Annotated in this window: 16 protein-coding genes; 11 read left to right on the forward strand and 5 right to left on the reverse strand. The window is 69.7% G+C overall.

Going from position 1 to position 18,140, the window contains the following annotated elements; all coding sequences use genetic code 11:
• The first annotated feature begins 172 nt into the window (after positions 1-172).
• Positions 173-1,105, forward strand: coding sequence for an ACP S-malonyltransferase (gene fabD / locus RSP_RS06480; RefSeq protein WP_011337657.1), 933 nt, complete (start codon positions 173-175; stop codon positions 1,103-1,105).
• 230 nt (positions 1,106-1,335) lie between these two features.
• On the opposite strand, the gene RSP_RS06485 is transcribed toward fabD, so the two are convergent.
• Genes RSP_RS06485 through ccmI form a run of 3 tightly spaced genes read right to left on the reverse strand, consistent with a single transcriptional unit; the run spans position 1,336 to position 3,295 of the window.
• The gene (locus RSP_RS06485) at positions 1,336-1,566 is read right to left on the reverse strand and encodes a DUF1289 domain-containing protein (RefSeq protein ID WP_011337658.1); all 231 of its coding nucleotides are present in this window, start codon (positions 1,564-1,566) and stop codon (positions 1,336-1,338) included.
• Positions 1,563-2,045 carry a Holliday junction resolvase RuvX gene (ruvX, locus tag RSP_RS06490; protein ID WP_002719835.1) on the reverse strand — a complete coding sequence of 161 codons (483 nt, stop codon included), beginning with the start codon at positions 2,043-2,045 and terminating at the stop codon, positions 1,563-1,565. Before ruvX ends, RSP_RS06485 begins: the two co-directional genes overlap by 4 nt.
• Positions 2,042-3,295: a c-type cytochrome biogenesis protein CcmI gene (gene ccmI, locus RSP_RS06495; RefSeq protein WP_011337659.1), complete on the reverse strand. Its 1,254-nt coding sequence runs from the start codon at positions 3,293-3,295 to the stop codon at positions 2,042-2,044. Before ccmI ends, ruvX begins: the two co-directional genes overlap by 4 nt.
• Before the next feature lie 196 nt (positions 3,296-3,491).
• On the opposite strand from ccmI, the gene RSP_RS06500 reads away from it, so the two are divergent.
• The 5 genes from RSP_RS06500 to RSP_RS06520 all read left to right on the forward strand — a co-directional run bounded on the left by RSP_RS06500 (position 3,492) and on the right by RSP_RS06520 (position 9,084).
• Positions 3,492-4,739, forward strand: a complete 1,248-nt coding sequence (locus RSP_RS06500) for a sarcosine oxidase subunit beta family protein (protein ID WP_002719837.1) — start codon at positions 3,492-3,494, stop codon at positions 4,737-4,739.
• A gap of 79 nt (positions 4,740-4,818) precedes the next feature.
• Entirely contained in the window at positions 4,819-5,193 is a 375-nt protein-coding gene (locus tag RSP_RS06505; protein WP_002719838.1) for a hypothetical protein, read from the forward strand.
• Between the two features lie 39 nt (positions 5,194-5,232).
• A complete protein-coding gene (locus tag RSP_RS06510) occupies positions 5,233-5,556 on the forward strand; it encodes a sarcosine oxidase subunit delta (protein WP_002719839.1) in 324 nt (107 codons plus the stop codon).
• Positions 5,553-8,534: a sarcosine oxidase subunit alpha family protein gene (locus RSP_RS06515; RefSeq protein WP_017140189.1), complete on the forward strand. Its 2,982-nt coding sequence runs from the start codon at positions 5,553-5,555 to the stop codon at positions 8,532-8,534. Before RSP_RS06510 ends, RSP_RS06515 begins: the two co-directional genes overlap by 4 nt.
• Positions 8,527-9,084: a sarcosine oxidase subunit gamma gene (locus tag RSP_RS06520; protein ID WP_011337661.1), complete on the forward strand. Its 558-nt coding sequence runs from the start codon at positions 8,527-8,529 to the stop codon at positions 9,082-9,084. Before RSP_RS06515 ends, RSP_RS06520 begins: the two co-directional genes overlap by 8 nt.
• 12 nt (positions 9,085-9,096) lie before the next feature.
• On the opposite strand, the gene RSP_RS06525 is transcribed toward RSP_RS06520, so the two are convergent.
• Positions 9,097-11,040 (reverse strand): acyltransferase family protein, encoded by a 1,944-nt coding sequence (locus RSP_RS06525; RefSeq protein ID WP_017140190.1) that lies wholly within the window; start codon positions 11,038-11,040, stop codon positions 9,097-9,099.
• 255 nt (positions 11,041-11,295) lie between these two features.
• On the opposite strand from RSP_RS06525, the gene RSP_RS06530 reads away from it, so the two are divergent.
• Positions 11,296-11,895, forward strand: a complete 600-nt coding sequence (locus RSP_RS06530) for a superoxide dismutase (protein ID WP_002719843.1) — start codon at positions 11,296-11,298, stop codon at positions 11,893-11,895.
• A gap of 152 nt (positions 11,896-12,047) precedes the next feature.
• On the opposite strand, the gene RSP_RS06535 is transcribed toward RSP_RS06530, so the two are convergent.
• Positions 12,048-12,602 (reverse strand): LOG family protein, encoded by a 555-nt coding sequence (locus RSP_RS06535; RefSeq protein WP_011337663.1) that lies wholly within the window; start codon positions 12,600-12,602, stop codon positions 12,048-12,050.
• A gap of 100 nt (positions 12,603-12,702) precedes the next feature.
• Between RSP_RS06535 and RSP_RS06540 the strand changes: the two genes are divergently transcribed.
• From RSP_RS06540 to RSP_RS06555, 4 genes are all read left to right on the forward strand, one after another.
• A complete protein-coding gene (locus RSP_RS06540; protein WP_011337664.1) occupies positions 12,703-14,025 on the forward strand; it encodes a LysM peptidoglycan-binding domain-containing protein in 1,323 nt (440 codons plus the stop codon).
• An 85-nt stretch (positions 14,026-14,110) separates the two neighbouring features.
• A complete protein-coding gene (locus RSP_RS06545) occupies positions 14,111-15,949 on the forward strand; it encodes an ABCB family ABC transporter ATP-binding protein/permease (RefSeq protein WP_011337665.1) in 1,839 nt (612 codons plus the stop codon).
• A 99-nt stretch (positions 15,950-16,048) separates the two neighbouring features.
• Positions 16,049-16,696, forward strand: coding sequence for a hypothetical protein (locus RSP_RS06550; RefSeq protein ID WP_011337666.1), 648 nt, complete (start codon positions 16,049-16,051; stop codon positions 16,694-16,696).
• 27 nt (positions 16,697-16,723) lie between these two features.
• Complete coding sequence (locus RSP_RS06555; RefSeq protein ID WP_017140191.1) at positions 16,724-18,088, forward strand: outer membrane protein assembly factor BamB family protein; 1,365 nt, start codon at positions 16,724-16,726, stop codon at positions 18,086-18,088.
• Positions 18,089-18,140 lie beyond the last annotated feature (52 nt).

An 18,140-nucleotide genomic window follows, 5' to 3' on the forward strand; every position in this document is an offset into this window, starting at 1 on the left:
TCACGGTGCCTGCGGGCCCGGAGGGCAGTGGCCTTCTGCGGCAGCCCGGGCGCGGTCGGCTGCTCCCGCATCGCGGAAAGCGGGGCGGAAGCGCGCAGCCCGGACCCTGCGATTGCACGGCCCCCGGCGCCGGGGTATGTGCCTTTGCCAAGGAAGAGAAGGAGATCCGACCATGAGCCGCGCATTCGTGTTCCCCGGGCAGGGCGCTCAGACCATCGGCATGGGCCGCGCGCTCGCCGAAGCCTATCCTGCGGCGCGGGCGGTATTCGACGAGGTGGACGAGGCGCTCGGCGAGAAACTCTCGGCGCTGATCTGGGACGGATCCATCGAGGAGCTCACGCTGACGCAGAACGCGCAGCCCGCGCTGATGGCGACCTCGATGGCGGCCCTCGCGGCGCTCGAGGTCGAAGGCCTGGGCATCGCCACCGCCTCCTTCGTGGCGGGTCACTCGCTCGGCGAATATTCCGCCCTGTGCGCGGCGAAGTCGCTGAAGCTCTCGGATACGGCGCGGCTTCTGCGCATCCGCGGGCAGGCCATGCAGGAGGCGGTGCCGGTGGGCGTGGGCGCGATGGCCGCGCTCCTCGGGCTCGATTACGACACCGCGGTCGAGGTCGCGCACGAGGCGGCGCAGGGCGAAGTGTGCCAGGCCGCCAACGACAACGATCCGGCGCAGGTGGTGGTCTCGGGCCACAAGGCGGCCGTCGAGAGGGCAGTGGAGATCGCCAAGGGCCGCGGCGCCAAGCGGGCCATCCTGCTGCCGGTGAGCGCCCCCTTCCATTGCGCACTGATGCAGCATGCCGCGAGCGTCATGTCCGAAGCTCTCGCCGCGGTGGTGATCGAGGCGCCGGTCTGCCCGGTCGTCGTGAACGTGCGCGCCGAGGCGGTGTCGGAGCCGGACCGGATCCGTGCGCTCCTCGTGGCACAGGTGACGGGGGCCGTCCGCTGGCGCGAGAGCGTGATGTGGATGGAAAATGCGGGCGTGGACGAGTTCTGGGAAATCGGTGCCGGCAAGGCGCTGTCGGGCATGATCAAGCGGATCGCCAAGGGCGCGGCGACCCGGGCCATCGGCACGCCCGAGGATGTGGCGGCTGCCGCCACGGCCTGATCCGAGGCAACGGGACCGGAGCGGGGGTGCCGCCCGCGGGGGCATCGAACCCCCGCAGGCGGCGCTGCCGCGGAAGACCGCTCCGCCCGTCGGAGCAGTGGCAGGAGCGGTCCTCCGCCGATCTTCGCAGGGCAAGGCCAGCCGGGAGGACCGGTGCCCCGCGGCCCGTTCCTCCCGGCTCTGGACGGAGCCGCCGCAAGCCTGCTTGAGGAATGCCGCTTGCGCGGGCCTCAGCCGGACGTGCGGCCCGCGTGGCCGCCGCGGCGGCGGGCGAGGCGCGGGGCCCGCGCGGGAAGCTCGGCCATCACCGCACGGCGTGCCTCGGGCGTGAGACGCGACCAGCCGGCGATTTCCTCGAGCGTCCGATGGCAGCCCACGCAGATCCGCTCCTCGGGATGGATCATGCAGAGCTTCACGCAGGGGCTCTCGATCTCGTCGCGCCTCCAGATGTCGTCCTTCATGCGCCCCCCTCGCGGCCGAGCCAGTCCAGACGGTCCAGCACTCCCTGCAGGATATAGCCCGCCGCGACGTGATCGATCACCTCGGCGCGACGCTTTCGTGACGTATCCGCCTCGAGGAGCGCCCGTTCGGCCGCCACGGTCGACAGACGCTCGTCCCAGAAGCCCACCGGCAGCGGCAGCACCTGCACCAGATTGCGCGCGAAGGCCCGGGTCGATTGCGCGCGCGGCCCCTCGCTGCCGTCCATGTTGCGCGGCAGACCGAGCACGATCCCCACCAGCCGGCGCTCGGCGGCGATGGCCTTGAGCTTGGCCGCATCCTCGGTGAACTTCGTGCGCCGCACGGTCAGGAGCGGGGTCGCGATCCGCCTGAGCCCGTCCGACACCGCCACGCCCACGGTCTTGGTGCCGAGATCGAGACCCGCGAGCGCGCCGGTGCGCGGCAGGCTGGCGAGGAAATCCTCGATACGGTCGTGGATCACTCGGCCACCCCCGCCTGCGCGCCCGCCGCGCGGATCGCGGCCAGTTCGGTGTCGCGCCCGTCGAACCGGTCCAGAGCCTCGCCGTAGATGGCGCGGGCGCGGTCGGTCTCGCCCAGCACGCCCAGGGCGCCGATCAGGCGCGCCCATTCCTCGGCGGTGCCGCCTTCGGTCGCGAGCCGCTGGTTCAGGCCCTCGACCATGCCGCGGATCATTTCCTGCCGGGCCTCGGGCGTCATCGCCTCGGCCGCGCGCACGGCCTCTTCGGAGGGGCCGGCCGGCACGTCGCCTTCGGGGGCCGCCGCCGGCGGCAGCTCGTATTTCACGCCGGCGAGCCAGGCCAGCTGCTCGATCTGTGCCCGGAGCGGCGCGACCCAGGGGTCGTTCGGGCGCGAGCTTTCGAGAAGCGAGCGCCAGAGGCGGAAGGCCATGTCCGGCCGCCCGGTCTGGGCGAGGAGCATCCCCGAATAATAGCGCGCGGTGCCGTTCTGCGGATCGAGGCGCAGCGCCTCGGTCAGACGGGCCTCGGCCTCGGGCGAGACGATGCCGCCGGCGGCGAGGATCATGAGTTCGCCGAGGGCTGCCTGATCCTCGGCCGTGACCTTCGGCTGCGACAGATCGATCACCTTCGCCTGCGCGTGCGCCGCGGCCGCATAATTGCCGAGCGCGGCCTCGTTGCGCGCGAGAAGCTCCTGCCCCCGGATGTCGTCGGGGTTGTTCGCGACGGCGGCGCGCAGCTTCTCCATCAGCTCGAGAAACTGGGCGTCCGGTGCGGGGGCGGCGGGGCGGGGCGCTCCGGCCATCCGCGCCTCGGCGTCGGCCTGGCTCGGACGGTCGCGATAGGCCGTTTCGGCCTGCGCCAGCCGGGCCGACATCGGCATGTCCTGATAACCCGGCGCGCCGAGATCGAGGTAGGTCGCGAATGACCCGCCGAGCAGGACCAGCATCGCGCCCGCGGCCGCGATCCGGGCCGAGCCGGGGGCCCGCGCATCCGAGCCGGCCGCCTTCAGCGCGCGGTCGGCCTCGAGCAGACGGCGCGAAACCTCGGCCTTCAGCCGGTCGGCTTCCTCGGGGCGCATCGTGCCGCGGGCGACATCGCGCTCGATCTCGCGCAACTGGTCGCGATAGACCTGCATGTCGTAGGCCGCGGCCGGAGCCGCCTCCCGCCCTCCGCGCAGCAGCGCCTGCACGAGGATCACGCCGACGCCGAGCGCGATCACGCCGGCGAGGATCCAGAACAGCGTCATTTCCATGCAGTCCCCCGTGCTGACGGCCTCCATGTAAGGGGTCTGGCTGACGCACAAAAGGGTCAATATCCCGTCATCGGGACGCAGGCGGATGTCGCAACTCGGTGATGTCGCATTTGTGCGGATTGTGCCGCTTGCACGCGGGGCTATAACTCGTCCCCGTTCCAGAAGGCTCTATAGGCCCGAGACGGGGAGTCGGCACATGAAACGCTATTCGGTCTTCGCCATCGCCCGCGAGGCGCTGCGCCATCATACGGGGTGGGAGCGCGCCTGGGCCTCGCCCGAACCCAAGGCGTCCTATGACGTGATCGTGATCGGCGCCGGCGGCCACGGCCTCGCCACGGCCTATTACCTCGGGAAGAATTTCGGGATCACCAATGTTGCGGTGATCGAGAAGGGCTGGCTCGGCGGCGGCAATACCGGGCGGAACACGACGATCATCCGCTCGAACTACCTGCAGGATCCGTCGGCCGCCATCTACGAGAAGGCGCGCAGTCTCTACGAGACCCTGAGCCAGGATCTGAACTACAACGTGATGTTCAGCCCGCGCGGGCTCCTCATGCTGGCGCAGACCCATCACGAGGTGCGCGGCTACATGCGCACGGTGCATGCCAACCTTCTGCAGGGCGTCGAGACCGAATGGATCGGCCCCGAGCAGGTCAAGCGTCTGGTCCCGATCATGAACATCCACGGGCCGCGCTATCCGGTGCTGGGGGCGCTCCTCCAGAAGCGGGGCGGCACGGCGCGCCACGATGCGGTGGCCTGGGGCTATGCGCGGGCCTGTTCGGCGATGGGCATGGACATCATCCAGCAGTGCGAGGTGAAGGGCGTCCGCTCCGAAGGCGGCGTCGTCACCGGGGTCGAGACGACGAAGGGCTTCATCGGCACGAAGAAGCTCGCCATCGTGGTGGCGGGACATTCGGGGCAGGTGGCCGAGATGGCGGGCTTCCGGCTGCCGGTCGAGGCGGTGGCGCTGCAGGCGCTGGTCTCCGAGCCGGTCAAACCCTGCATCGACGTGGTGGTGATGGCCAACACGGTGCACGGCTACATGAGCCAGTCCGACAAGGGCGAGCTGGTGATCGGCGGCGGCACCGACAGTTTCAACAACTTCACCCAGCGCGGCAGCTTCCATCATATCGAGGAGACGCTGCGCGCGCTGGTGGAGACCTTCCCGATCATCTCGCGCCTCAAGATGCTGCGGCAGTGGGGCGGGATCGTGGACATGACCGGCGACCGCTCGCCGATCCTCTCGAAGACGCCGCTGGGGAACTGCTTCATCAACTGCGGCTGGGGCACGGGGGGCTTCAAGGCCATCCCCGGCTCCGGCTGGGCAATGGCGGAGCTGGTGGCCAAGGGCGAACCGGGCGCGCTTGCCGCGGATTTCGGCATGGACCGTTTCCGCGAGGGCCGTTTCATCGACGAATCGGTCGCGGCGGGGGTCGCGCACTGATGCAGCCGCGTTACCGTGTCGCTTTGACGCCTGTGCTCCATGCGGTATCTCCTGTGCACAACTCTCTGGAGACGCCGACATGTTCTCATTCATCGACGACATCCCGTCCTTCGAGCAAATCAAGGCCCGGGTTCGGGACGACCTCAGGAAACACGGCTGGGAAAAGCGCTGGAACGACTCCCGCCTGGTGCAGAAATCGCGCGAGCTCCTCAACGACGAGGAACTCAAGATCGATCCTGCGACCTGGATCTGGAAGCGCATGCCCTCGCGTGAGGAAGTCGCGGCCCGGCGCCAGCGCGATTTCGAGACTGTCTGGAAATATCGCTACCGCCTCGGCGGCTTCGCCTCGGGCGCCCTTCTGGCCCTGGCCCTCGCCGGCATCTTCTCCACGGGCAACTTCGGCGGCTCCTCGGACGCCGGCAACCGCCCCAGCGTCGTCTATCCCATCGAATGACCCGGGCGCCTGCGCCCGGCCAGACCGGAGCGCAAGCGCATGCTGATCCTCGAATGTCCCTACTGCGGCGTGAAGGCCGAGGAAACCGAACTCAGTCCGGGTCATGAGGCGCATCTGAAGCGCTTCGGACCCGGATCCTCGGACGAGGATTTCGAATCCTACATGTTCGCCCGGAAGAACCCCAAGGGGGTCCATTTCGAGCGGTGGCGCCACAGCTATGGCTGCGGCAAGTGGTTCCTCGCCGCGCGCTGCACCGCGACGCTCGAGGTGTTCGGCACCTACCCGGCGCAGACCTCCGAGCCGCCCCCCGACATCGTGGCCAAGATCAAGGCACGGCGTCCGGAATGGGAGGGCTACAAATGAGCACGCGTCTCGCACGGGGCGGACGGCTGATCGACCGCAGCCGCGCCATCGACTTCACCTTCAACGGCAAGCGGATGCGCGGCTTCGCGGGCGACACGCTGGCCGCGGCGCTTCTCGCCAACGACCAGATGCTGGTCGGGCGCAGCTTCAAGTATCACCGTCCGCGCGGCATCGTGGCGGCGGGCGCCGAAGAGCCGAACGCGCTGGTCCAGCTCGGCACCGGCGGCCGGTCGGAGCCGAACCAGCGCACCACCACGACCGAGCTTTTCGCGGGGCTGACGGCGGCCAGCCAGAACCACTGGCCGAGCCTCGAATTCGACGTGGGCGCGGTCAATGCGGCAGCGTCGCGCTTCCTGCCCGCAGGCTTCTACTACAAGACCTTCCTGCAGCCGCGCGCCGCGTGGAAACACCTGTTCGAGCCGGTCATCCGCCGCTCGGCGGGCCTCGGACGGCCGCCGGAAGAACCCGATGCGGACCGCTACGAGCAGGCCTATGCCTTCTGCGACCTCCTTGTGGTGGGCGGAGGCATCGCGGGGCTTCAGGCAGCGGTCAGCGCCTCGGCCTCGGGCCGGAAGGTGATGCTCCTCGAGCAGACGCCGCACTGGGGCGGACGCGCCCCTGTCGATGACGTGCTGATCGACGGGCGCCCGGCGGCGGACTGGGTGGCGGACACGGTGGCGGCACTCGAGGCCGCGCCCAATGTCACGCTCCGCACCCGCTGCATGGCGGCCGGCGTCTACGACCACGGCTATGTGCTGGCCGAGGAGCGCGTGGCCGATCATACGCCGGGCGACGGACGGCCGAAGAAGCGCCTCTGGCGCATCCGCGCGGGCAAGGTCCTCACGGCGACGGGAGCCATCGAGCGTCCGCTGCCCTTCGCCGGCAACGATATTCCGGGCGTCATGCTCGCCTCGGCGGTGCGCGACTATCTGGTGAACTGGGCCGTCTCTCCCGGCGACCGGGTGGTGATCGTCACGAACAACGACGACGCCTACCGCACCGCCATCGCCGTTCACCGCGCGGGGCTGACCGTGCCGGCCGTGCTCGATGCGCGGGCCGAGGCCCACGGCGCGCTGCCCGAAGAGGTGCGCAGCCTCGGCATCCCGGTCCTCACCAATCGCGCGGTGGCCAAGGTCAAGGGCGGCAAGCGCGTGACCGGCGTCACCGTCTGCGCGCAGGCGGGCGAGGGGGCGGTGCTCGACGATTTCGACTGCGATGCGGTCGCCATGTCGGGCGGCTGGTCGCCGGTCGTCCATCTCTGGAGCCACTGCGGCGGCAAGCTGATCTGGGACGAGGCGCAGGCGGCCTTCCGGCCCGACCCGGCCCGCCCGCCGATCACCCATGACGGCTCGCCGATGGTGGCGGTTGCGGGCTCGGCCAATGGCGAGCTGCTCTCGGCCGATGTGCTGGCCGATGCCCTCCGCGCCGCGGGCGGCGAGGGCGAGGCGCCCCGGGCGCAGAGCCCCGAGGAGGCGCCGACCGAGCCGGTCTGGATCATGCCGCAGGGCGCCCCGCCGGCGCTCCGCTCGAAGATGTGGCTCGACTATCAGAACGACGTGAAAGTGTCGGACGTGCAGCTCGCCGCCCGCGAGGGCTACGAGTCGGTCGAGCACACCAAGCGCTATACGACGCTCGGCATGGCCACCGATCAGGGCAAGCTCAGCAACATCAACGGGCTGGCCGTGCTCGCAGGCTCGCTCAATGCGCCGATCCCCGCGGTGGGCACCACCACCTTCCGCCCGCCCTACACGCCCGTCACCCTCGGCGCGCTGGTGGGCGAGGCGCGGGGCGAGATCTTCCAGCCGCTGCGCCGTACGCCGATGCACGACTGGCACGAGGCCCATGGCGCCTACTGGGAGCCGGTGGGCCTCTGGCGCCGGCCCTACTGCTACAGCCGTCCGGGCGAGAGCCATGGCGATGCGGTGGCCCGCGAGGTCACCAACGCGCGCACGAAGCTCGGTCTCCTCGACGCCTCGACGCTGGGCAAGATCCTCGTGAAGGGGCCCGATGCGGGCCGCTTCCTCGACATGCTCTACACCAACGTCATGTCGAGCCTGCCGGTCGGGCGCTGCCGCTACGGCCTCATGTGCAACGAGAACGGCTTCCTGATGGACGATGGCGTGGTGGTCCGTCTCTCCGAGGACAGCTGGCTCTGCCACACGACCTCGGGCGGGGCGGACCGGATCCATGCCCATATGGAGGACTGGCTCCAGTGCGAATGGTGGGACTGGCAGGTCTATACCGCCAATCTCACCGAGCAGTTCGCGCAGGTGGCCATCGTCGGCCCCAACGCGCGCCTGCTGCTGGAAAAGCTCGGCGGCATGGATGTCTCGAAGGAGGCGCTGCCCTTCATGCACTGGGCGGAAGGCACCATCGCGGGCATTCCCGCGCGGGTGTTCCGCATCAGCTTCTCGGGCGAGCTCTCCTACGAGGTGGCGGTGCCCGCGGGGCAGGGGCTGGCCTTCTGGCAGGCCTGCCTCGAGGCGGGCGCCGAATTCGGCCTCATGCCCTACGGCACCGAGGCGCTGCATGTGATGCGGGCCGAGAAGGGCTTCATCATGATCGGCGACGAGACCGACGGCACGGTGGTGCCGCAGGACCTGAACCTCGGCTGGGCGATCTCGAAGAAGAAGGCGGATTTCATCGGCAAGCGCGGCATGGAGCGAACCTTCCTGTCGAGCCCCGACCGCTGGAAGCTCGTGGGTCTCGAGACGCTCGACGGCTCGGTCCTGCCCGACGGCGCCATCGCGCCCGCGGCGGGCTCGAATGGGAACGGGCAGCGCAACACTCAGGGCCGCGTGACCTCGACCTACTGGTCGCCCACGCTGAAGAAGGGCATCGCCATGGGCCTCGTCCATCGCGGGACGGACCGGATGGGCGAGGTGATCGAGTTCCCGAAGATCTGGGGTGGCGTGGTGCAGGCGCGGATCGTCGATCCGGTGTTCTACGACAAGGCGGGAGAGAAGCAGGATGTCTGAGGCGGTCAGCGCGCTGGGGAACGCCAGCTTCGAGGGCTTCGCGACCGTGCGCGAGCTGGGGCCCATGGGAATGATCACGCTGCGGGCGAAGCACGATCTGCCGGTGCTGGCCAAGGCGCTGCAGAAGGTGCTGAAGGCGGACCTGCCCGAGCGGCGGCGCATCGTCTCGGCGGGTGAGGTGCGCGTGGGCTGGATGTCGCCCGACGAGCTTCTGATCCTTCTGCCCTATGCGGAGGTGACGGCGCGGGTCGCGGCGCTCTCCAAGGCGCTCGGATCCGCGCACGCGCTGGTGACGGATGTCTCCGACGCGCGCTGCCTCTTTGCCATCGAGGGCGAGCGGGCGGCGGAGGTGCTGATGAAGCTCTCTCCGACGGATCTGGCGGCGCTGGAGCCGGGCGAGCTGCGCCGCACCCGTTTGGCGCAGGTCGCGGCGGCCTTCTGGGCCGAGGAGGGCGGCTTCCGCCTCGTGGCCTTCCGCTCGGTCGCGGCCTATGTCATGGGGCTTCTGGCGCATTCGGCCCAGCCGGGAAGCGAGCTTTTCCCGGCCTGACGCCCGTCTCGGCTATCCAGTCAATGGCCAGAGGCGCGATCGCCTCTGGCCTTTCCTTTGCAGGCCTCGGTTCGACAGCGACTTCGCGATGACCGGCCGCGCGGAGACCAGAGGGAAATAGGTGGCCACGGCCCTGCGGCTGCCGAAGTCGGTGAAATGGCCCGCGTCGTAGAACAGGAGCTTCCCCTCGCTCCGGTAGGGACAGGGCCCCTCGCCACAGAGCGCGGCCACCGGATCGACGAAGCTCGCCCCCGGGCTCGCCGCTTCCAGCGCCTCGTTCAGGTGCGGCTCCAGCGCCACCGTCCAGCTCGCCTCGTCCGCGCCGGCCGACTTGGCGTAGGAGATGATCGGCACGTCGATCACGAAGAGCGGCGACTGGCCGATGACATGCACCTCGAGGCCGCGGTCCTCGAGCGCCCGCACCGTGTCGGCGAGCGTGCCGATCCCGCGCGAGCGCAGGTCGACCCAGCGCGCCGAAAGCACCACCGTGTCGATGTCGAGCTGGTCGATCAGCTCCATCGCATGGCCGTTGAACGCCTGACAGCTCGGCCGGGCGAAGGAATAGTAGGACAGGACCGGCGGACAGCCCGCCTGGGTATATTGCCAGATCCGGTGTGGGATGGCCTTGGCCTCCGCCTCCAGCCCGGGGGCGTAATGGGCGGCATAGGAATCGCCCCACAGAAGCACGCGCTTGCCCTCGTTCTTCACGATCTCGCAGGCCTCGGCATCCCAGTTGCCGAACTGCCAGTCCGTCTCGAAAAAGCAGGTGCCGTTGTGCCACGAGTTGCGCGTCTCCTCGGTAGTCTCGGCCTGCGCCGTGACGATCCAGCCCGGATGCCGCGCGGGCAGGCCGCCGCTCTGAACCAGCGCCACGCCCGCGAACGCGAAGGCTGCGAGGCCCGCGAGCGAGGCGCCGAAGAGCGCCGGCCGCCCGGACAGGGTGGCGCGGTTGCGGAACGGCTGCTCGACCCAGCGGTAGGAGACGAGCGCGAGCGCGAAGCTCAGCGCCACGATCAGCACCACCTGCGCGGGGCCGGGCTTCTGCAGCGTGGTGTAGAGCAGGAAGACGCAGATCGGCCAGTGGACGAGATAGAGCGAGTAGGAGATCCTGCCGATCCCCACCAGAGGCCGCAGCGACAGGAAGCGCGCAACGAGCGTGGGCGAGGCCCGCCCGGTCCAGATCATGAGCGCGGTCCCGAGGCAGGGCGGCAGGGCGGCCACGCCGGGGAAGGGGGTCGAATCGGTATAGAGCACCACCGGTACCAGCGTGAGCCCGAGGCCCGCGAGCGCCGCCGCCTCGTTCGCCACGCCCCGCAGTGCCACGCGGGCGGGCAGGATCGCCACCAGCGAGCCCAGCAGCAGCTCCCACGCGCGGGTGGGCAGCAGGAAGAAGTTGGCGGTCGGCCCCCGCTCGGTCATGTAGACCGACAGCGCGAAGGAGGCGACCAGCGCGATCAGAAGCACCGCCATCTCGGCCCGGCGCACGAAGCGCCAGACGGCCCAGATCGCCACCGGCACCACCAGATAGAACTGCTCCTCGACCGCCAGCGACCAGGTGTGCAGGAGAGGGCGCAGATGGGCGCTCGCCTCGAAATAGCCCGAATTCTTCCAGAAGTAGAAGTTTGCGGTGAACGTCGCGGTCCCGAACAGGGATTTCGCGTAATCGATGAGCTGGGCCGGCAGGAACAGGATCACCGCGGCCAGCGTCGTCAGCGCCAGCGTGAAGAAGAGCGCGGGCAGGATGCGCCGGGCGCGCCGCTCGTAGAAGGTCACGATCGAGAAACGACCCGCGGCGAGATCGTCGCGAATGATCGTCGTGATCAGGAAGCCCGAGATCACGAAGAAGATGTCGACCCCGATATATCCGCCCGAGAAGAGCGTCACACCCGCGTGGAAGAGCAGGATCGGAAGGATCGCGAGCGAGCGGAGGCCATCCACATCGGGCCGGTAGCGCATGAAATGAAGTCCTGCAGGAACGTTTCTGAAAATCTCGGCTCAGCCGGAAGCATGGCGCAATGGACCGCCGCGGCGCTTATGATGTCGGGCGGCTGCAGGATTTTCAACCCCTGCCGCCCCTTGCCCCGCCGCGTCGCCCGGGGCGCTCCGAGGGCCCCCGCTGCGACATCGGGTCGCCGCGGCCCCTTGACCTTGCCGTAACCTGCGCTCTTATTGACCGCGACCGCACGGATTGCGAAAGCAAAGGAGAGACCGATGGCCTTCACCCTTCCTGACCTTCCCTATGCCCACGACGCGCTGGCCGCGCTCGGCATGTCGAAGGAAACGATGGAATATCACCACGACATCCACCACAAGGCCTATGTCGACAATGGCAACAAGCTGATCGCCGGCACCGAGTGGGAGGGCAAGTCGGTCGAGGAGATCGTCAAGGGCACCTACCAGTCGGGCGCCGTGGCGCAGAACGGCATCTTCAACAACGCCAGCCAGCACTGGAACCACACGCAGTTCTGGGAAATGATGGGACCGGGCGAGAAGAAGATGCCGGGCGAGCTGGAAAAGGCGCTGGTCGACAGCTTCGGCTCGGTCGAGAAGTTCAAGGAAGACTTCTCGGCGGCGGGCGCGGGCCAGTTCGGCTCGGGCTGGGCCTGGCTCGTGAAGGATCAGGACGGCAGCCTCAAGGTCACCAAGACCGAGAACGGCGTGAACCCGCTCTGCTTCGGCCAGACCGCACTTCTGGGCTGCGACGTCTGGGAGCACAGCTATTACATCGACTTCCGCAACAAGCGCCCGGCCTACCTCTCGAACTTCCTCGAGAAGCTGGTGAACTGGGAAAACGTGGCCTCGCGCCTCTGACATGGCTGGCGGAGTGCCCTCCGGGCGCTCCGCTTCTCTGCCCGGAGTACCGCAAGCGCCCGAGACGCGGCACAGGCTCCGGCCAAGGCACGCGCGGCTCCTCGGGCGGCGCGGGTGCCCGATCTCCCCCGACAGGAACCTTGCCGGCTGCCTCAGCAGAGGGCGGCGCGCAGATGGCTCGTGAGGGTCGCCACATCCGGTGCGGCGACGTAATAATCGCGCAGGGCCCCTTCGGCGAAGCCCTGCGCAATCACCGCCTCCATCAGCGCCACGAGCGGCTTCCAGTAGCCGTCCGTGTCGAGAAGAAAGATCGGCTTCTCGTGCAGACCGATCTGGCGCCAGGTCAGCACCTCGAAGAATTCGTCGAGCGAGCCCGCACCGCCCGGCAGCACCACGATCGCGTCGGAGTTCATGAACATGACCTTCTTGCGCTCGTGCATGTTCTCGGTGACGACCATCTGGCCCAGATCGCGCCGGCCCTGCTCGCGGGCGAGAAGATGGGTGGGGATCACGCCCATCGTCCGCCCGCCCTCGGCGAGCGCCGCGCGCGCCACCTCGCCCATCAGACCCACATCGCCCGCGCCATAGACGAGCCGCCACCCTTCACGGGCGAGCGTCTGCCCCACTTCACGCGCATCGCGGGCAAAGGCGGGGTTGAGCCCCGCTCGGGAGCCGCAGAAGACGCAGACGGAACGGAGCTGGGACATGATCTACCTGTGGATAAGGGCTTGCGTCCGGTCTTGATATCCGTGTTCCTGTAACCGAGACAAGTCAGGCGCCGAGAAGCGCGCCGGGAGCGGATGGACGATGCCCCTGTTTGGCAGGATGGGACCGGGCGCCTGGATGGCGCTTGCAGCCGGGGGAGCGGCGGCAGCCGGCGGGATCGGCTACTGGGGCTGGAGCGAGCGTGCGGCCGTGCCGCCGGAGCCCGCCACGGTTCAGCAGCCCGCAGAGGCGCAACGCGCGGCGGTGGCTCCGGAGACGTCCAAAGAAGCGGCAGAGCACGCCGCGAGCCCGACGGTCCCCGGCACCACCGTGCCAGAGGATGCGGCGGCAGTCCCTTCGCCGGCCGAGGATCCGGCCGCCGGGGCAGACGAGCCCGAGGCGGAGCAGGCGCTGGTGATCGAGCCTGCCTTCGACGTGGTCCGCATCGAGAGCGACGGCTCGGCACTGGTGGCCGGGCGGGCGCAGCGCGGGGCCGAGGTCACGGTGCTGGTCGAGGACGAGGAGGCGGCCTCCACCACCGCGGATGCCGCGAACCGCTTCGCCGTCATGTTCACCCTTCCGGCCGATGACCAGCCGCGGCGCCTCTCTCTGCGCATGGTGCTGCCGGACGGCACCGATTACGTCTCAACCGGCAGCGTCCTGATCGCGCCGATCCTCACGCCGCCTCCCGCTCAGGTGGCCTCGGCCGAGGCGGGGTCGGACGCGGCGACGCAGGAGCTTGCCCGGGCCCCGCTGCCGCGCGCGCCCGCGGCGCTGCTTCTGGGCGATGGCAATGTGAAGGTGCTCCAGCCCGCCGGTGAGGCGCTCGAGGATCTCGCGGGCGTCTCCGTCGACACGATCTCCTATGGCCCGGATGGCTCGGTGCTTCTGTCGGGTCGGGGCGGCGAGGGGGATTTCGTCCGGCTCTACCTCGACAACCGCGAGATCGCGACCGTGAGCATTGCGCCGGACGGCACGTGGGGGGTGAGCCTGACGGGGATCGAGCCCGGCCGCTACGCGCTTCGCGCCGACAGGATCGATCCCGAAGGCGAGGTGGTGGCCCGGTTCGAGACGCCCTTCGCGCGCGAAACCCACGAGACGGTGGCCGCCGCGCTCGAGGCGCAGAGCCGGCCCGGCGGCGCGCCGGGTGTAGAAGCGCAGCCCCTCGTGCCGGGCACCGAAGGGGCGCCGCCCGCGGGCGGGCCGGGCGCGGGCCTCACGGCCTCGGCCGAGGGCGAGCCTCCAAGTGGCGCGCCGGTCTCGGTCACCGTGCAGCCGGGCTTCTCGCTGTGGCGCATCGCCGAGGAGACCTTCGGCGAGGGCATCCTCTATGTGAAGGTCTACGAGGCGAACCGCACCGCGATCCGCGACCCCGACCTGATCTATCCGGGGCAGGTCTTCACCCTTCCGACGCCGACGGACTGATCGCAGGCGAGCCGGGCGGGACGGGCTTCGGCTCTGGCAATCCGGGTGAGGGCGGCTTAGGTAGGGCTCTCCGAGGAGATCCCCGATGAGCGAAGCGAGACAGAGGCCGGGCCCGACGCCCGTTGATCCGCCGGAAATGAGCGGCTGGGCGACCATGAAGCGCATGGCGCCCTACCTTTGGCCGAAGGGCCAGACCTGGGTGAAGCGGCGCGTCGTCATCGCCATGGCGATGCTGGTGCTGGCCAAGGTGATCTCTGTCTCGACCCCCTTCTTCTACAAGGCCGCGGTGGATGCGCTCGCGGGCGATGCGCCCACGCCCGCCTTCATGCTGGGCCTCGGCGCGGTCGGGATGACGGTGGCCTACGGGCTGGCGCGGCTCGGCGCCGTGGCCTTCGGGGAACTGCGCGACGCGATCTTCGTGCGCGTGGGCCAGCGTGCCCTGCGCCAGCTCGCGCTCGAGACCTTCACCCACATCCACCGGCTCTCGCTGCGCTACCACATCAGCCGCAAGACCGGCGGTCTCAGCCGCATCATCGAGCGCGGCGTGAAGGGCGTCGATTTCCTGCTGCGCTTCATGCTCTTCTCGATCGGGCCCCTCTTCATCGAGCTGACGCTGGTCGCGATCATCTTCGCGGTTGTGTTCGGCTGGCAATATATGGTCGTGGTGGTGGCCACCGTCGCGCTCTATGTGGCCTTCACCTTCAAGGTCACCGAGTGGCGGGTGCAGATCCGCCGCCAGATGAACGAGCAGGACACCGACGCGAACCAGAAGGCCATCGACTCGCTCCTGAATTTCGAGACGGTGAAATATTTCGGCGCCGAGCTGCGCGAGGCCGAACGCTACGATGCGGCCATGGCGGGCTACGAGAAGGCGGCGGTCAAGACCGGCCAGTCGCTCGCCGTCCTGAACGCGGGGCAGAGCCTTCTCATCACCGCGGGGCTCGTGGCGGTCATGGTCATGGCGGCCTACGGCGTGCAGGCGGGTCGGCTCACGGTCGGGGATTTCGTGATGGTCAATGCCTACATGATCCAGATCACCCTGCCGCTCGGCTTCCTCGGCACCGTCTACCGCGAGATCCGGCAGGCGCTCGTGGACATGGGGCAGATGTTCGGTCTGCTCGCCCAGCCGGCCGAAGTCAGCGACGCGCCCGGGGCGCGGCCGCTCGCGGTGGCGGGCGGCACGGTTGAGCTCGAGAATGTCCGCTTCGGCTATGACGCGGGCCGCACGATCCTCAAGGGCATCTCGCTCCGGGTCGAGGCGGGCGAGACGGTGGCGCTGGTCGGTCCCTCGGGGTCGGGCAAGTCCACGATCGGCCGGCTCCTCTTCCGGTTCTACGACGTGAACGAGGGCGCCATCCGCATCGACGGGCAGGATCTGCGCGCGGTCACGCAGGACTCGCTCCATGCGCAGATCGGCGTGGTGCCGCAGGACACGGTGCTCTTCAACGACACGATCTTCTACAACATCGCCTACGGCCGCCCCGGTGCCACGCCCGAACAGGTCGAGGCCGCGGCGCGGGCCGCGAAGATCCACGACTTCATTCTGCGCCTGCCCGAGGGCTACCGCACGATGGTGGGCGAACGCGGCCTGAAGCTCTCGGGGGGCGAGAAGCAGCGGGTGGGCATCGCGCGCACCCTGCTCAAGAACCCGCCGATCCTGCTTCTCGACGAGGCGACCTCGGCGCTCGACACCCAGACCGAGCGCGACATCCAGGATTCCCTGCGCGAGATGGGCGAGGGGCGAACCGTCATCACCATCGCGCACCGGCTTTCCACCATCGCCGATGCCGACCGGATCGTGGTGCTGGAAGAGGGGCGGATCGTCGAGGAGGGGCGGCACGAACAGCTTCTCGCCCGCAGCGGGCGCTATGCCTCGATGTGGGCGCGGCAATCGGCCGAGGAAGAGGACGAGGCGGCGGCCTGAGGCGGCGCCCCCCGCGCCCGCCTCTGCACCGGCGGGAGCGGGGCTTGGCAAGCCCTTGGGCTTGCGTGTAAGACGAAGGCACCAGCGAGGGAGAGGGCCTTGAGCAACCCCGAGAGTTTCATCGACGAGGTGACCGAGGAGGTCCGCCGCGAACGGCTGTTCGGCTATTTCCGGCGCTATGGCTGGATCGCGCTCGTCGCCGTGATCGCCCTCGTGGGCGGTGCCGCCTACATCGAATGGCAGAAGTCGCAAGACGCCGCAGAGTCGCAGGCCTTCGGCGACGCGATCCTTGCGGCCCTCGAGGCGCCGGATGCGGCGGCCCGTCGGGCGGCGGTGGCCGCCATTCCGGCCGAGGGCGCGCGTGCCGCGCTGCGGGATCTGATGGTGGCCTCCGATCCGGCCGCCGATCGCGCGGCCTCGCTCCGCGCGCTCGAAGGCGTGGCTGCGAACGCCACGCTCGATCCCGCGTTCCGCGACCTTGCGGTGCTGCGCCGCGTGATCCTTGCCGGGGCGGAGATGCCGGTGGCCGACCGCCGTGCCGCGCTCGATGAGATTGCAGCGCCGGGCCGGCCCTACCGCACGCTCGCGCTGGAGCAGATGGCCTATCTGGACGTCGAAGCGGGCAAGCCCGCCGAGGCCATCCAGACGCTGCGCAACCTCGTGCAGGACCAGGAGGCGACGCAGGGCCTGCGCCGGCGCGCCGAACAGATGATCACCGCTCTGGGCGGCGACACCCAGGCCGGCTGAGACGGCAGCAAGGGGACGGGCAGGGACTTGAAGAGGGTTTTCACGGTGAAGCGGACGGCTGCGGTCTCGGGACTTGCGCTTCTTGGCCTGCTCGGCGCCTGCGGCGAGCGCGAACTCATCCTTCCCGGCGAGCGGTTCGACGTCCGCGCGCCGCTCGAGGCGAGCCTGCCCTCGGCGGGCAACCCGGCCCCGTCCGATCTTTCCGGGCGGCAGGCGAACGAGGCCCGGCCAGTGGCGCTTCCGGCGGCCACGGTCAACGCCAGCTGGCCCCAGCGCGGCGGCAACGCGGCCCATCTGGCGCCGCATGCGAGCCTCTCGGCCGCGCCGCAGCTGGTCTGGAGCACCGACATCGGCTCCGGCAACAGCCGGAAGAACCGGATCTCGGCCGCCCCGGTCGTGGCCGAGGGCCGCATCTTCACGATGGATGCGTTGAGCGACGTGCAGGCGACCTCGACCGCCGGCGGTCAGCTCTGGCGCGTGGACATCACCCCGCCCGCCGACAGCGCGACCCATGTCTCGGGCGGCGGTCTGGCCTACGGCGCAGGAAGGCTCTTCGCCACGACCGGCTATGGCGAACTGGTGGCGCTCGATCCCGCCTCGGGGGGCGTTCTCTGGCGCCAGAAGCTCGGCGCTCCGGCCACCGGCGCGCCCATGGTCGAGGGCGACACCGTCTATGTCACCGGCCGCGACAGCTCGGCCTGGGCGCTCGACGCCTCGAACGGCCGCGTGCGCTGGCAGATCCCCGGCGCCCCCTCCAGCACCGGCATGATCGGCGGCTCGGCCCCGGCCATGGCGGGCGGCACGGTGCTCTTCCCCTTCAACAGCGGGCAGATCATCGCCGTCCTGCGCGAGGGCGGCTCGCAGATCTGGTCCTCGCAGGTCGCGGGCGAACGGCTCGGCCGCGCCTATACCGGCTTCCGCGACATCACCGGCGATCCGGTCGTGTCGGGTGACAGCATCTATGTCGGAAGCTCGGCCGGGCGCATGGTGGCGCTGTCGGCGACCTCGGGCGAGACCCTCTGGTCGGCCAACGAGGGCGCTCTTGCGCCCGTGGCGCTGGCAGGCGGCTCGCTCTTCCTCGTCTCCGACGAGGCGCGGCTCGTGCGGCTCGATGCCTCCACCGGCGACGTGATCTGGTCGGTCGACATGCCCTACTGGGAGAATGCCAAGCCCAAGCGCCGCAAGGGCATCACCGCCCATTACGGGCCGGTGCTGGCGGGCGGCCGGCTGGTGGTGGCCTCCTCGGATGGCGTGCTGCGCTTCTTCAGCCCGGTGAACGGCGGGCTCGTGGGCCAGACCGAGCTTCCCGGCGGGGCCGCGTCGCAGCCTGCGCTGGCCGGCGGCATGCTCTACATCGTGGGAGCCAACGGGAAACTTCTCGCTTTCCGCTGACCGGCGTCTCTGCTAGGGACCCGGGCTTGACCTGCGTAAGCCGCCTCGGGAG

The organism is Cereibacter sphaeroides 2.4.1 (assembly GCF_000012905.2).
Classification (GTDB): domain Bacteria; phylum Pseudomonadota; class Alphaproteobacteria; order Rhodobacterales; family Rhodobacteraceae; genus Cereibacter_A; species Cereibacter_A sphaeroides.